Here is a 14564-nt window from a genome sequence, read left to right on the forward strand (position 1 = left end):
TCGGCTGTGTTCGAACCTACCTTAATGTGGCCGCACGACGTACGACCTGTCATGGTATCTACCGGAGATTCCGCACCGCGGTTCGAGGCGACGCTCGGGACCAGCGACCACGAGGACTTCGCCCTCGACGACTACCTCGGCGACGGGCCGGTCGTGTTGGCGTTCTTCCCCGGCGCGTTCACGCCGCCGTGCACGAACGAGATGGTCGCGTTCCAGGACCGCCTCGACGACTTCGAGGACGCCGGTGCGACTCTCCTCGGCGTGAGCGCGGACTCGCCGTTCTCGCAGGGCGCGTTCCGCGAGGAGCACGGCATCGAGTTCGACCTCGTCAGCGACATGGCCGGCGACGCCATCCGCGCCTACGACCTCGAAATCGACATCGAGGACCTCGGACTCTACGGCATCGCCAACCGCGCGGTGTTCGTGCTCGACGACGACGGCGAAATCACGTACGCGTGGGTCGCCGACGACCCTACCAACGAGCCCGACTACGACGAAGTGCTGGACGCCGTGAAGTCGGCCTGACCGGCGCAGACACTCCCCGTTTTTCGCTGCGACGGCGCCGCAAAGAAGAACGAGCGTAGCCGAAGGTACGACCGGCGCGGGCTACGAGCCCTGCGACGGCGCGGTCTCGTTCGTCACTTCGACCGTAATCGTCCGCTCGTCCGGTATCGCGTACGGGGTGCCGTCCTCGTCGACAACCCAGTCGAGCCCGAACGTGACCGTCTGGGTCGCGTTACCCTCGACGTCGACCATGCGCTCGTCGGCGCTCACCGAGAGGTCGCCGACGGCGACGGTTCCTTCGCTGGTGTTGCCCTCGAAGCCGGCGGCGCTGGCGGTCGCCTCGCGGTCGGACCACATCCCGTGGCCCTCGCCGCGGCTGGCGTGGATATTGACGTCGGCTTCGAGACTGATGGCGGGCTGGCCGCCGCGCCGGGCGCTCATCGACATCGCGCCGACGCCGTCGTCGAGCCCCGACACCGTGACGTTCGTGGCGGACTCGTTGCCCACCGACACGTTCAGCGAGTCGGTTTCGAGCGTGACGTTCAGCGGCTCGTCGGTGGACTTCCCGACGACGAGCCGCGTCGTCGCGGTCGCGCCGCCGTCGCGGGTGTCGGCGCCCGCGACGCGAACGCGGTAGAGGCCGGCGTCGAGCGCGTCAGCCGAGAACGCGACCTGCTCGTTCCAGCGGGCGTGGCGGCCGTCCATCGTCGCCTCGTGCGCCGATCCGAGGTCCACGCGCGCGACCGGGCGGCCGTCCACGCGTTCGACGCCGGCGAACCCGGGCGTGTCCGCGAACGCGTCGCGGAGCGCGTCGGCGCCGGCCGCGTCGCCGTGGAAGCGATCCACGCTGACGTGCACCGAGAAGTTAGAGCGCTGCGAGGACAGCGAGACAGTGGCGTTCGCGTCCCTGGTCGTCGCGTCCACGTACGTCGAGTTCATCTCGGCGTCGAGGTCGTGGCGCGTCACCTCGAAGGCGGCGGTCTCGTTGCCCGTCGCGGGCACTAGCGTCCCGTTCTCGACGGCGAGCGCGTCGCCGGCCGGCGTTTCGAGGACGTACTCGCCGAGCGGGAGCGTCGCGGACTCGACGACCGCCTCGCCGTCCGCTTCGAGGGCGACGCGGCGCTCGACGTGCCGCTGGAAGTCGTCGTGTTCGCCGGGCACCGCGACGACGTCGAGCGCGTCGGCGCTCGCGTTCGGGTACTCGAAGCCGAGCGCCTGTCCGCGGTAGACCGACTCGTTGGACGTCGGCGCGGCCTCCGCGTCGAGCGTCGTCCCGGCGGTGGCGTCGGGGAGCTCCACCGACCAGACGTTCGTCGAGGCGTTCCGCCCGCGGTAGTTCATCGTCGCGGCGGTCGCCCCGTCACCGTCGCCGACTGCGGCGAGGACGCGGGACGTGTTCGTCCGGTTCGCCTGGAACTGCTCGGTGCCGTTGGCCGCGACGCCGACGAACCGTGTCGTGGTGTTGTCGGCCCACTCCGTGCGGTCGGACCCGACGAGCACCACGCCATCGTCGGTGTTGAGGACGTCCCTGACGCGCGTCTCGCCGGCCGTCGGGTAGACGCGGTTCCACTCGGGGACACCGTCCGGGCCGACGCGCGCGACCCACGGCGTGAACTGGGTGCCGATGAACCCGGGCTGGAACGTCCCGGCCACCAGCAGGTCGCCGTCGTCGGTGGGCTTCACGCCGGCGACGCGGCCGCCCGCGGCGTCGCTGTACGTCTCGTTCAGCACAAGCGCGCCGGTCTCGTTCGCGCGCGCCACCCACGGCGAGTCGAACGAGCCGGTGCCCGCGAGGACGAAGCCGTCGTCGGTCGTCCGCAGCGCGGTCGGCCTCGCCTCGACGCCGTAGGCGCGTTCGAGCGTCACGTTGCCGGCGTCGTCGTAGCGCGCGAGCCGCACCTCGCGGTCCGGGTGGGGGTACGCGACGGCCACGCCGTCGTCGGCCTGCGCGAGCGCGAGTCCGCGCGCGACGTAGCCGGTGGCGTTCAGCGAGTCAGCCCACTGGCGCTCGCCGTCGGGGCCGAGCCGGACGAGCGAAACGCTGACGTTCCACTGCGAGGCGTTCTCGGGCTGGCGTCGATCGGTCCGAACGACGTACGCGCCGCCGTCGCCGCTTGGCGCGATGGCCGCGATGCCCGTCCGGTTCGCGGACGCGTACTCGCGGGTCCAGTCGGTCGTGTCGTTCGCGCCGACGCGGAGCACCGTCGCGTTCGACGCGCGCAGGCCGATCGCCCCCGCTACGAGCGTGCCGCCGTCATCGCTTTCCGCGAGCGCGCTGACGGTGAAGCGGTCCGCCGTGTGGTTCTCGACGACGTCGCCCACGCTGGGCGCGTCGTCCGTGCTGTTCGACTGGTTCGGAGTGCTCGTCGTGCTGTCGACGGTGCCACCGGGCTGACCGGTGGTCGCCGTCGGGGTCTGCTCGCCGCCGGTGAACGGGCCGCCGGCACAGCCGGCGGTCAGGAGGACCACGGCGACGAGCACGCACGCGAGGACCAATCGTCGGTGCATGCACCGACAGCGTCGTCGCCGACCCCGTAATAGGTTTCGTTCGAGGTCAGGGCGTGACCGCGAGCTTCCCGAGGTAGCTCTCGGTGAGCACGTCGCGGTGGGCGGCGGCGGCCTCCTCGAGATCGTACGTCGCCGCGAGTTCGATTGAGAGCTCGTCGGTCGCCATCAGGTGGGCGACGCCGCGCAGCGGCACGCGCAGGTCCGGCGTGTTGAACATGCTCATGAACTGGTAGGTGACGTCCTTCGAGCGCGCGGCGCCGTCGTCGGTGAAGGCCGGGTCTGGGCTGTTCTCACCGATGCCGACGACGCGGGCGTTCTGTGCGGCGACGTTCGCGTCGAACTGGAGGTAGTCGTCAAGGCGGTGGTCGAGGACGATGTCGACGCCGCCGTCGGACACCGACAGGACCGCGTCTTCGAGGTCGTGGCGCGTGTAGTCGAGGACGGCGTCGGCGCCGAGCGCGGCGACGCCGTCATGGTACTCGGGCCGCGCGGTCGTGAGCACGCGCGCGCTCACTGCGTCCGCAATCTGGACGGCGGCGTGGCCGACGCCCCCGGAGCCGCCGTGGACGAGCGCGTACTCCGCGGGGTCAAGGGCCGCGTGGTCGACGAGCGCGCGCCACGCCGTGACCGCCGCGACGCCTGCCGCGCCGGCTTCCACGAGATCGGCATCGTCCGGCAGTGCGACCGTGCGGTCCGTCGGAACCGTGGCGTACTCGGCGTACGCGCCCTGGTGCGCGCCGTTCCCGATGCCCGTGCCGTAGACGCGGTCGCCGACCGCGAAGGTATCGACGCCCTCGCCGACCTCGACGACGGTGCCCGCGTAGTCCACGCCGGGCGTGAACGGGAGGCCGACCGGCTCGTAGGACCCCTCGCGGAAGTACGTGTCCACGGGGTTGACGCCCGCGGCGGCGACTTCCAAGAGGAGTTCGCCCACGCCGGGGGACGGTCGGTCAACGTCTTCGACGTGCATGACTTCGGGTTCGCCGTGTTTCTGTAAGTGGACTGCTCGCATACTTCGTGGTCACGGCGGACGCGGGGATAACAGTACGGCCTCCGGCGGGCCGCAGTCCTAGAAGAAGCTGACGCCGATGCTGAGCGGCCAACCGCCGCTGGCGACCGCGGCGACGACGAGCGACCCGCCCGCCAGCGAGACGTTCTTCAGGAAGCTGTTCACCTCGTCCTGTCGCTGGTCGTCAGGCACCGCCCAGAAGTCGTGCATGATGACCGCGGAGACGAGGAGGAACGCCGCGAGCGCGATTGCGGCGACGACCGGGAAGACGCCGACGATGACGCCGAGGCCGCCGAGGATGAGGAGCGCGCCCGACGCGAGCACCGAGAACTTCGGCGCGGGGAGGCCCTTGTACTCGGCGTAGCCGGCCATCTGTTCGGTCTGCGTGAAGTGGTTGAGTCCGGTGAACGCGAGGACGCCCCCGAAGAGGACGCGCCCGACGACGAGCAACACGGCGTCGAGTGCGAGCGCCATCAGGCGCTCACCTCAGTGAGTGCTGTCGTGCTGACAGTGGGTGTTCGGTTCGTCATAGCGGTGGTACGGCGGGGCGACGGATAGGTCCGTTGACCAGCCGGTAAACGACGCACTGAAACGTTCCGAGAAAACGCGGGACAGGGTACGGGCTCGGCGGGCGCGGACGAGTTCGCGTGAGACCGTTTGCTGGGGTTTCTTCCGGCAGTCTGTCGGCGAATCAAGCGGCGGCCACCGGTTCCCAGACGTTTAACGGTGTGTCGGCCTTTTGATACGGTATGCTCGACGACAACGTCGCACTCGTCACGGGAGCGTCCTCCGGCATCGGCGCCGAAACGGCCGTCCAGCTCGCCGAGGAAGGCGCGGACGTCGCGGTTGCCGCGCGTCGCGAGGAGCGCCTCGAAGACGTGGCGTCCCGAATCGAAGCGACGGGCAGCGAAGCGCTCGTCGTGCCGACCGACGTCAGCGAATCCGAGGAAGTCGAAGCGATGATTTCCGAGACCGTCGAGGAACTCGGCGGGCTCGACGTCCTCGTGAATAACGCGGGCGTCATGCTGCTGGAGAGCGTCGCCGACGCCGACCCCGAGAACTGGCGGACGATGGTGGAAGTGAACCTGCTCGGAGTGATGAACGCGACGAAGGCGGCGCTCCCGCACCTCCGCGACGGCGGGCACGTCGTCAACGTCTCGTCGGTCGCCGGCCGCGTCGCCGGCGCGACCTCCAGCGGGTACAACGCCACGAAGTTCGGCGTCAACGCGTTCACAGAGGCGTTCCGGCAGGAGGAGACCGAGAACGGCGTGCGGACGACCCTCGTCGAACCGGGGTTCGTCGCCACCGAACTCGCAGAGCACATCCCCGACGAGGAGATTCGGGAGCGCTCCGAGCAGATGACCGAGCAGATGGACGTCCTCCAGCCCGAGGACATCGCGCGCTCCATCGTGTTCGCGGCGTCCCAGCCCGAGCACGTCAGCGTCAACGAGCTCCTCGTCCGGCCGACCGACCAGCAGGCGCCGTAACGACTCCGGCCCGCGACGGCGACTGTTAAGTTCCAGCCGCCGCGTACGTCACGTATGCGCGCAGCAGTTCTACGCGAGTACGGGGAGCCGATGGCCGTCGAGGAGGTGCCGGACCCCGAGCTGGCGCCCCACGGCGTCGTCGTCTCGGTGGAAGCGTGTGGCATCTGTCGCAGTGACTGGCACGCGTGGAAGGGCCACGGCGAGTGGGCCGACGACCGCGTGGACCGCGGACAGATTCTCGGTCACGAGCCAGCCGGCACGGTCGTCGAAGTCGGGGGCGACGTGGACAGCGTCGCCGTCGGCGACCGCGTCGCCGTCCCGTTCAACCTCGGGGAGGGCGCGTGCCCGCAGTGCCGGCGCGGCCACGGGAACGTCTGCGAGGACGGCTACGCGCTCGGCTTCGAGCAGGACGCGCAGGGCGCGTTCGCCGAGCGCGTCCGCGTCCCGCACGCGGACTTCAACGCCACGGTCGTCCCCGACGGCGTGCCGATGGAGGCGGTGGCCGCGCTGGGCTGTCGGTACGCGACGGCGTTCCACGCGCTCGCGCACCGCGCGGACGTCGCGGGCGGCGACTGGGTGGCCGTCCACGGCTGCGGCGGCCTCGGCCTCGCCGGCGTCCAGATTGCGGACGCGCTCGGCGCGGGCGTCGTCGCTGTGGACGTGCGCGAGGAACCGCTCGAACTGGCCGAGCGCGTCGGCGCGGACGAAACATTGCGCTCGGACCAAGTCGACTCCGTGCCCGAGACCATCGCGGACGTGACCGACGGCGGCGCGCACGTCTCGATGGACGCGCTCGGCCGCGCCGAGACCTGCCGGAACAGCGTGGACTGCCTCCGCACGCGCGGCACGCACGTCCAAGTCGGCTTGACGACCGACGCCGAGAAGGGCGAGGTGTCGCTGCCCGTGGACGAAATCACGCGCTGGGACGTCTCCGTGCTCGGCTCCCGCGGGATGCCGCCGTCGCGGTACGACGAACTCCTGCGGATGATTTCCTCGGGGAGCCTGCGGCCGAGCGAACTCGTCACCGAGCGAGTGGCTCTCGAAACCGTCTCCGAGCGGCTGGCCGCGATGACCGACTACGAGACCAGCGGCATCGAACTCGTCACCGAGTTCTAACAGTAGTTGCTAGCGCGGTTCCTCCATTCAGGACGGATGCTGGAACTGGATCGACTCAATCGGAAGTGGGGTTGCTCACTGACCGGCAGTGTACACGTGCACCCACAGATACGCGACTCCAACCACGGCATAGAGAACGCCCAAAGCCGCGGGTGTCCACTCGCTTTGCAGGGCGTAGACTCCCGTCTGGAGGGCTCCGACACCAACCATCGCGAGCCCGACGAGAGTATTGAGCCGTCGCCGCTCCATGCGTGTCGAGTGGCCGTCGTCTCGGTAAGTGCTTTCTCTCTACTGATCGACTGTTGCAACACTCACTCCGAATACAAAACCGTAGTTTCAACTACTGTTAAGCTCCTCACGCGAGTGAGACTCGGAAACACGAGTGGGGTCACTCCGAGGTAGAGCCATGGAACTCGAAACCACTGCACAACTCGGTGAGCACATTATCGACGAAGACGGCGGCAAACTGTCCGTTACGGACGATGCGATCAGCTACGACGGCTCTGAGCAGCTAACCATCCCGCGCGAGGACATCACGAACGTGTCCCGGAACACGCTCACCGGGTTCGCCGTGATAACCTACGTCTTGGCGCTCACCTCGATACTCATGACCGCTCTCGGGGTCTACGTCTACTTCACCGGGTGGTCCGGATTCAGCCCGATAGCCGGCCGTGCACCGCTCCACTTCGGCTCCTCGGCCGGAGTGGAACCCGGGTTCAACCCGGTGAGCGGTGGTGGGATTCTCTCCGGTGTCCTCTCCGGGCTGGGAGCTATCGTGTTCGCCCGTGCAGAACACGGAACCGTGGAAGTCCTGAACGTCGAGACGGCAGAACGGACCTACCGGTTCACCGAGCGGGGCGTCGCCGGAGACTACGACAGTATCGCTGACCACCTTCGCAGCACCGAGTAACACGACCCCTTTCCGACGATTCTACCATCTCCTGTCGCGTTTGGCAGGCGTGACGGGGCGATTCGCGTGCCGCCGGCCGGTGTCGAGCCCGACGACGAACCGAGCGCGCTTGCCGCTTGGCGCACGCTTTTTCGGTCGGTGGACGTAGCCACAAGCGACTATGAGTGACTCCGACGACGGACTCGGGTTCGTGCAGTTCGGCGACACGGGCCTCCAGACCAGCGAGCTGCAGTTCGGGACGTGGCGATTCGGCAAAGAAACTGAGGAAGGCGACGTCGAAATCGGGGAGAAGCGCGCGAAGAAACTGCTGGACGCGTACGCCGACGCGGGCGGCCGCTACATCGACACCGCGGACGTCTACGGCGGCGGGAAGAGCGAGGAGTGGATCGGCGACTGGCTCGCCGACCGCGACCGCGAGCGTTACACCATCGCCTCGAAGGTCTACTGGCAGATTCGAGACGGCGACCCGAACAGCCGCGGGAACAACCGGAAGAACGTCCGCGACCGCGTGGACGCCATCCTCGACCGCCTCGGCACCGACTACATCGACGTCCTCTACATCCACCGCTGGGACGACCAGACGCCCACGCGGGAGCTGATGCGGACGCTGAACGGCCTCGTCGAGGAGGGGAAGGTCCACTACATCGGCGCGTCGACGCTGCGCCCGAACGCGTGGAAGGTCGCGCGGGCGAACGAACTCGCGCGCAGCGAGGGCTGGGAGCCGTTCACAGTCGTCCAGCCGCGGTACAACCTCGTGGACCGCGAAATCGAGGGCGACTACCTGGAAATGGCCCGCAGCGAGGGGCTGGCGGTCTGCCCGTGGAGCCCGCTCGGACAGGGCTTCCTCACCGGGAAGTACGACCGCGAGGACGGCCTCACCGGCGAGTCGAAGGCCAGCGAGTCCTCGCGCTGGGAGGAGAGCTACCTCACCGAGGAGAACTTCGACCTCCACGACGTCCTCGACGAGGTCGCCGACGAAGTGGACGCCTCGCCCGCGCAGGTCGCGCTCACGTGGCTGACCCACCGCGACGGCGTCACCGCGCCCATCGTCGGCGCGCGCACCGTCGACCAGCTGGAGGAGAACCTCGCGGCCGCCGACATCGACCTCTCCGACGAGCAGGTCGAACGGCTCACCGAGGCCAAGGAAGGCCCGTACGCCGGCCTGTAACGCCGTAGACCTCCTCGCCCGCCGAACTGTTTTTCGCGCCGCCGCCGAGCCGGTAGATATGTTTGGTTATTCATGGCGTAGCAAAGGCTATTACGCACGCATATGTATCTCGATTTGCGAAATTAAGCTCGGTGAAGGACAACTATGGGGAGAGATACTAAACGTACGTCCATTCATATCGCCGGGCTCTCACCGGTCGTGAACAGCGGGGGCGGTCGCCGGTGAAGCGCTCGCTGGACACGCCGCTGCGCGCGGTCGTGCGTCGGCAACTCCTCCGCCAGCTACTGCGGCCGGTCGCGGCGTTCGCTGCGGTGGTCGCAATCGGCGTCGCCGGATTCGTCTCCATGGGCGGCGTCGGCGTCGTCGACGCGCTGTTCTGGCTGCTGGACCCCACGAGCATCGAACTCCACTTCGAGGCCCACGAGGGGCCCGAAACGCTCGTGAAGGCGTACGCTGTCGTGGTGCTCTCCGGGCTGGTCGTCGCCGGCCTCTGGATCGGCGAGACGGTGTTCTCGGCGGCGTTCGGCGGGCAGATCCAGACGGAACTCAAACACATGCAAATCGAGCAAGCAGTCGCGGACCTCCGCGGCCACGTCATCATCTGCGGGTACGGCACGTTCGGGAAAACCATCGCGCGGGCGCTCCAGGCGACCGACCGAGACGTCGTCGTCATCGAGTCCCAGGACGCCGAGTTCCAGCGGGCGCTCGACGACGACCTGCTCGCGATTCGGGGAGACGCCCGCCGCGAGGAGACGCTGCGGGACGCCGGCGTCGAGCGCGCCGGCGTCGTCGTCGGCGCCATCGACGACTCGAACGCGAACATCCAAATCGCGATGAACGCCAGCCAGATCGCGCCCAGCGTCCGGCTCGTCGTGCGCGTCGGCGACGAGACCTACGAGCAGCTCGCGCGCCGCGCCGGCGCCGACCGCGTCATCATCCCGGAGGTCGCCAGCGCCGAACAGGTCACGTCGATGCTCTAGTAGCCGGTGCCGAGGTAGGTGTGGACGTGGTCGCCGGATTCGAGTTCGTCGGCGAACGCCACCGCGAAGTCCTCCATCGAAATGTAGCTGTCACCCTCTTCGTCGGCGACGAGTTCGCCCTCCGCGGTGCGGTACTCGCCGGTGCGCTCCCCGGGCTCGATGAGCGCCGCGGGCGCGACGTACGTCCAGTCGAGGTCGTCGGCGTCCTCGAACACCTCGTAGGCCTCGATGGCCGCGCGCGCCACGGGCTCCCAGTCCTCGGGGAAGTCCTCGGTCTCGATGAGGCGCGTGTCGGGGCCGACGTGGAGCCCGCCCGCGCCTCCCGTCCACACGAGTCGGTGGACGTCCGCGTCTCGCATCCCCTCGACGACGGCTTTCGCCATCTCCACGAGCACGGTGACGTCCTCGTCCTCGCTGGGACCGAGCGCGGACGCGACCGCGTCGTGGCCCTCCGCGAGGTCCGCGATGTCCACCGCGTTGGTGGCGTCGCCGGCGACCGCCTGGAAGTCGGGGTCGTCGATGCCCTCGACGTCGCCGCTCCGGGAGACGCCCGTGACCGCGTGCCCGCGGTCGAGGAGTTCGTTCGCGATTCGGTGCCCGATACGGCCGCTCGCGCCGAGTAGAAGCACGTCCATGTCAGTCTCGACGTTAGTCGGTCAGCGGCATATGGTTTTGCGAAGGGGCACTCCCCGGCGGAACTCCCAGTCGGCGAGTTCGACCGCGAACCGGCGCGGGCTACCGGACGGCTTCGACGGCGGCCTCCATCGCCGCGTCCTCGTCGCCGAGGTCGGCGTACGCGGTCTCGTAGTGGGTCGCGAACGCCAGCGCGCGCTCGAACGCCTCGTCTTGGTCGTCGAACGTCGCTATCGGTTCCTCGCGGTCGAACTCGTCGCGGTTCCCGCGAATCGCGGCCGCGCGGTACTCCTCGGGGTCGTGTGGCGACGACGTGGAGACGGGAAGGACGTGCGCGCCGACGTCGTGGTCCTCGCGCACGAACAGCGTCGGGTTCGTCGCGCGGTACTTCTCGGTGATGTAGTCGGGGTTCTCTACCTCGTGCCACTCCGACGGCAGGGACGGCGCCATACGTCCGCTACCGACGGACCCGGCTTGTGCTTTCTGGCGGCTCAGTCCTCGCGGCGCGCTTCCTGCACGGCCTCGGCGATTTCGTCGGGGTGGTCCGCGGCGACCCGGAGGACGGCGTCGTGGAGTTCCCGCTTCTCCTCGTTGCGGACGCCCGCCTCCCGGAGCGTACGCACGACGTCCAAGTCGAGCGCGTCTTCGAGCGCCGCCCACGCCTCCGGGCGCGCGTACAGCGGCGCCTGCTTGACGTCGTCGTACTCGAAGGCCGGCTCGTCGCTCGTCTCGTCTCCCGACGAATCGGCCGCGCCGTCAACCGCCGGGTCACTGGCCGCATCGTCCGCATCCGTCGCTCGGTCAGCCGGCTCGCTGGCCGTCGTGTCGGCGTTCTGCTCGCCGGATTCGTCGTCGCGGTCGGCCCGCGACTGTTCGGCGGCTTCGAGGTCGTCGAAGCCCATTACCGGACCACCTCCCCGCGCTCGACGATTTGCGCGAGCTCGTCGTAGGCCGCGAGCTGGTCGCACTCGGGGTCGTAGTCGCGCAGCGGCACGCCCTCCTGGTGAGCGTCGTCGATGGACGCGCGATACCGGATACCCGGCAGGTCGCCGTCGTAATCCCCGGCGTCGATGGCTGCCCAGTCCGACTCCGAGAGGTACGCGAAGTTCGGGACGAGGTGGTCGATGGCGTCCCGCGTCGTGATTTCTCGGAGGAGCTTGCGGTCTCGCGTGGACTGGTCGATGCGCTTGCGGAGGTCCGAGGGGACGACCGCGAGGATGTCCAACTCGAAGTACTCGCGGGCCTCCTCGACGAGCCGGTCGAGCGTGTTCGACAGCCCCGTCTCGTAGCCGTTCTCGGGTCGCAACGGGATGATGAGGTTGCCGGTGGCGTACATCGCGTTGTCGTTGAGCTTCCCGCGGTTGGCGGGACAGTCGATGACGACGTAGTCGTAGTCCTCGCCGAGCAGCGGGTCGACGAGGTCCTTCTTCAGTCGCGTCGTCCCCATCGTCGCCTCCTTGAGCGCGGACTGCACGCTCTCCAAGTCCTCGTGCGCGGGGAAGAGGTCCAGACCTTCTGCGACGTTGACGACGTACTCGCGCGGGTCTTCACCTTCGAGTAGGACGGCTTCCGCGTGGTTGCCGCCGTCCCCGTCGGTGCTGTTGTACCTGTCCTCGAACCCAAGATTGAGCGTCATGTGCCCGTTGTCGTCGAGGTCGACGACGAGCGCGCGCTCGTTGCGGTGCGCGAGCTCGCGCGCGAGGTTGAGCGCGGTAGTCGTCTTCGCGAATCCACCCTTCAGGATGCCGACACTGACGGCGCGTGGTTCCGTTTGCATTGTGTACCTCGTCAGAGATAGGCACCTATTGTAGATGAGGTGCCTACGCTGAATCAGGTGGGGATTCCGTGCCATCCGGCATAAAACAACGGGAATAGGTAGACGAGGCAGGTGCGCCAGGTGAAATAGATACACAATCCAAGATAGTTGCGATAGGTAGCTTAGGTTGTTGAGCTACCTCTGCTAGAATCTCCTGGGTTGCGCCAACGCACAGATTCGGTCGTGACTCGGGACGAGGGTCGTAACTCGGTCGCGGCAGAGTGAGACCGACGGTAGGAGGCAGCGATAGCGTTCGTCGAGCGCACCGAGCAGCAGTCCGTGCACAGTCAACGCGAACCCGAGGGTGAAACGGTCTACGGACCGGTTGCAGGACATTCGCCGACTCGCTCCGAAACTGGGATTGTATATTGCGAAATACAGTTTAACAGTGTAGGGATTGGTGCGGCGAACCCGCCACGACCGGACCGTCACGCTGGTAATACACTGCGGAGAGTTCACGACGAAGAGCTGGCCTCGATGGCAGAGTGAGATAGTTCCAGGAAGTAGTGTTCTCCCACACCCGCGACGACTCGGTGTGGACGAGTTCACCACGGTCGCTGGTACCGCGATAGAGCAGAAGACCCCGCGTGCGGGTACACGCGCGAGCAGCCAATCACTGACTCCGACCGTGGACACTCGAATTGACTCCGACCTGGAGACAGCTGCTGCGTTCGTTCGTGACGCGCCATGGTACCGGTACCCATCCCAGCTGATCGTGAATCGAGACCGCAGAGGGTCCGGCAGTCACCAGTAGCGTTCGGAGACCGAGCGTCACAGCCGAGTGCTGCTCGCTCACACGCCCGTTGAGCAACTCATAAATCTTATTCTGCGATATTGAAATTGTTTGAGCGCCGGGAGTGTGCTCGCGCGTACCTTTATCTGAGCCGGCGCACAAACGTCAGACGATGTCACTCGAACTCTCTATCGAGGCGGACTGGAGCGCGCAGTACATCGACGGCGAGTGGGTACCCGCAGAGAGCGGGGAGACCATCGCCGTCGAGGACCCCTCGACGCGCGAGGTCGTCGCGGAGGTGCCGGAGGGAACGGAAGCGGACGTGAACCGAGCGTACGAGGCCGCCGCCGAGGCCCAGACGGAGTGGGCGCAGGCGCCGCCGGCGCGACGACAGGAAGTACTGCAGAACGTCTTCCACCTCCTCGAGGAACGCGAGGACGAAATCGTGGGTCTGCTCGGCCGGGAGGCGGGCGGCTCCGCAATCATGGGCGGGACGTCGGTCCACCTCGCGAGCGACCAGACGAGCGAGGCCGCAACGCTGCCGCGGCGGATGAAGGGCGAGCACGCCGACTCGAACATCCCCGGCAAGGAGAACATCGTCGAACGACAGCCGAAAGGCGTCGTCACGGTCATCTCACCGTGGAACTTCCCCCTGAATCTCTCGATGCGCGCGGTCGCGCCCGCCATCGCCGCCGGGAACAGCGTCGTCCTCAAGCCCTCCACGAACACACCCATCGTGGGCGGCCTCCTCATCGCGAAACTGTTCGAGGAAGCCGGACTCCCAGAGGGCGTGCTGAACGTGGTGACGGGGCGGGGTTCGGAAATCGGCGACCGCGTCGCCAGCCACCCCGAGAGCGACGTGGTCGCGTTCACCGGCTCGACGCCCGTCGGCCGCCACGTCGCGGGGCTCGCCGGCGAGAACCTCGCCGTTCCCGCGATGGAACTCGGCGGCAACAACGCCCACATCGTGACCGCGGACGCGGACCTCGACCAAGCCGTCGACGCGGCGGCGTTCGGCTCGTTCGTCCATCAGGGGCAGGTCTGCATCTCCATCAACCGCCACATCGTCCACGAGGACGTCTACGACGAGTACGTCCGGAAGCTCACCGAGCGCGCGGAGTCGCTGCCCGTCGGGAGCGCGCACGACCCCGAGACGGTCGTCGGGCCCATCATCGACGAGTCCCAGCGCGACGAGATGCTCGAGTACGTCGAGGAGACTATCGACGCGGGCGCGACGCTGGAGACCGGCGGTGAGACCGCCGACGTGGAGGGCGTCGAGGACTCGCTGGTCGTCAAGCCCACCGTGCTCTCCGGCGTGACAAACGACATGTCTGCGGCGTGCTTCGAGCACTTCGGTCCCATCGCGCCCGTCATCCCGTTCTCGGACGTGGACGAAGCGGTCGAACTCGCCAACGACACCGAGTACGGCCTCTCCGGGAGCGTGCACGCGGGCGACCTCGGTACTGGTCGGGAGATCGCCAATCGGATGGATACCGGGATGGTCCACGTCAACGACCAGCCCATCAACGACGAGGCCCACGTCCCGTTCAGCGGGACGAACGCCTCCGGCGTCGGCGGCTACAACACCACGGACTTCCTCGAGGAGGTCACCGAGCAGAAGTGGATCAGCGTCCAGCACGAGCCCCGCGAGTACCCGTTCTGAGGGTCGCCAACCAGTAGGAATTTCACGGGCGGCCTCG

Annotated in this window: 15 protein-coding genes; 7 read left to right on the forward strand and 8 right to left on the reverse strand. The window is 67.9% G+C overall.

The window, feature by feature from the left end; genetic code table 11:
* Window positions 1-51: 51 nt before the first annotated feature.
* Complete coding sequence (locus ABSL23_RS11855) at window positions 52-525, forward strand: redoxin domain-containing protein (RefSeq protein ID WP_059056816.1); 474 nt, start codon at window positions 52-54, stop codon at window positions 523-525.
* A gap of 81 nt (window positions 526-606) precedes the next feature.
* Here the strand turns inward: ABSL23_RS11855 and ABSL23_RS11860 are convergent, their stop codons facing one another.
* From ABSL23_RS11860 to ABSL23_RS11870, 3 genes are read right to left on the reverse strand one after another with little or no spacing between them, the layout of a single operon-like run.
* Window positions 607-3012 carry a hypothetical protein gene (locus ABSL23_RS11860; protein ID WP_353633866.1) on the reverse strand — a complete coding sequence of 802 codons (2406 nt, stop codon included), beginning with the start codon at window positions 3010-3012 and terminating at the stop codon, window positions 607-609.
* Window positions 3013-3058: 46 nt separating this feature from the next.
* Window positions 3059-4024, reverse strand: coding sequence for an NADPH:quinone reductase (locus tag ABSL23_RS11865; RefSeq protein ID WP_353633867.1), 966 nt, complete (start codon window positions 4022-4024; stop codon window positions 3059-3061).
* A gap of 57 nt (window positions 4025-4081) precedes the next feature.
* Window positions 4082-4495 (reverse strand): DoxX family membrane protein, encoded by a 414-nt coding sequence (locus ABSL23_RS11870; protein WP_059056822.1) that lies wholly within the window; start codon window positions 4493-4495, stop codon window positions 4082-4084.
* Window positions 4496-4770: 275 nt separating this feature from the next.
* Between ABSL23_RS11870 and ABSL23_RS11875 the strand changes: the two genes are divergently transcribed.
* The gene (locus ABSL23_RS11875; protein ID WP_059056824.1) at window positions 4771-5508 is read left to right on the forward strand and encodes an SDR family NAD(P)-dependent oxidoreductase; all 738 of its coding nucleotides are present in this window, start codon (window positions 4771-4773) and stop codon (window positions 5506-5508) included.
* A gap of 54 nt (window positions 5509-5562) precedes the next feature.
* Entirely contained in the window at window positions 5563-6624 is a 1062-nt protein-coding gene (locus tag ABSL23_RS11880; protein WP_353633868.1) for a zinc-dependent alcohol dehydrogenase family protein, read from the forward strand.
* Window positions 6625-6699: 75 nt separating this feature from the next.
* Here ABSL23_RS11880 and ABSL23_RS11885 read toward each other — a convergent pair whose 3' ends face one another.
* Window positions 6700-6873, reverse strand: a complete 174-nt coding sequence (locus ABSL23_RS11885) for a hypothetical protein (RefSeq protein ID WP_157533991.1) — start codon at window positions 6871-6873, stop codon at window positions 6700-6702.
* 157 nt (window positions 6874-7030) lie between these two features.
* On the opposite strand from ABSL23_RS11885, the gene ABSL23_RS11890 reads away from it, so the two are divergent.
* From ABSL23_RS11890 to ABSL23_RS11900, 3 genes are all read left to right on the forward strand, one after another.
* The gene (locus ABSL23_RS11890) at window positions 7031-7534 is read left to right on the forward strand and encodes a hypothetical protein (RefSeq protein WP_353633869.1); all 504 of its coding nucleotides are present in this window, start codon (window positions 7031-7033) and stop codon (window positions 7532-7534) included.
* 160 nt (window positions 7535-7694) lie between these two features.
* On the forward strand, window positions 7695-8702 hold the full coding sequence (locus tag ABSL23_RS11895; protein ID WP_353633870.1) for an aldo/keto reductase: 1008 nt from the start codon (window positions 7695-7697) through the stop codon (window positions 8700-8702).
* A gap of 221 nt (window positions 8703-8923) precedes the next feature.
* On the forward strand, window positions 8924-9682 hold the full coding sequence (locus ABSL23_RS11900; protein WP_353633871.1) for an NAD(P)-binding protein: 759 nt from the start codon (window positions 8924-8926) through the stop codon (window positions 9680-9682).
* Here ABSL23_RS11900 and ABSL23_RS11905 read toward each other — a convergent pair.
* The 4 genes from ABSL23_RS11905 to ABSL23_RS11920 form a co-directional block, all read right to left on the reverse strand.
* A complete protein-coding gene (locus ABSL23_RS11905) occupies window positions 9679-10317 on the reverse strand; it encodes an NAD(P)H-binding protein (RefSeq protein WP_353633872.1) in 639 nt (212 codons plus the stop codon). The genes ABSL23_RS11900 and ABSL23_RS11905 overlap by 4 nt on opposite strands.
* A 100-nt stretch (window positions 10318-10417) precedes the next feature.
* The gene (locus tag ABSL23_RS11910) at window positions 10418-10765 is read right to left on the reverse strand and encodes a hypothetical protein (protein ID WP_353633873.1); all 348 of its coding nucleotides are present in this window, start codon (window positions 10763-10765) and stop codon (window positions 10418-10420) included.
* A 41-nt stretch (window positions 10766-10806) separates the two neighbouring features.
* Complete coding sequence (locus ABSL23_RS11915) at window positions 10807-11217, reverse strand: hypothetical protein (protein ID WP_353633874.1); 411 nt, start codon at window positions 11215-11217, stop codon at window positions 10807-10809.
* On the reverse strand, window positions 11217-12092 hold the full coding sequence (locus tag ABSL23_RS11920; protein WP_353633875.1) for a ParA family protein: 876 nt from the start codon (window positions 12090-12092) through the stop codon (window positions 11217-11219). The genes ABSL23_RS11915 and ABSL23_RS11920 overlap by 1 nt, the downstream gene beginning before the upstream one ends.
* A 944-nt stretch (window positions 12093-13036) precedes the next feature.
* Here ABSL23_RS11920 and ABSL23_RS11925 point away from each other — a divergent pair.
* Window positions 13037-14527, forward strand: coding sequence for an aldehyde dehydrogenase family protein (locus ABSL23_RS11925; protein WP_353633876.1), 1491 nt, complete (start codon window positions 13037-13039; stop codon window positions 14525-14527).
* Window positions 14528-14564: the final 37 nt, after the last annotated feature.

This window comes from Halobacterium sp. NMX12-1, assembly GCF_040435975.1.
In the GTDB taxonomy this organism is placed as follows: Archaea; Halobacteriota; Halobacteria; order Halobacteriales; family Halobacteriaceae; genus Halobacterium; species Halobacterium hubeiense.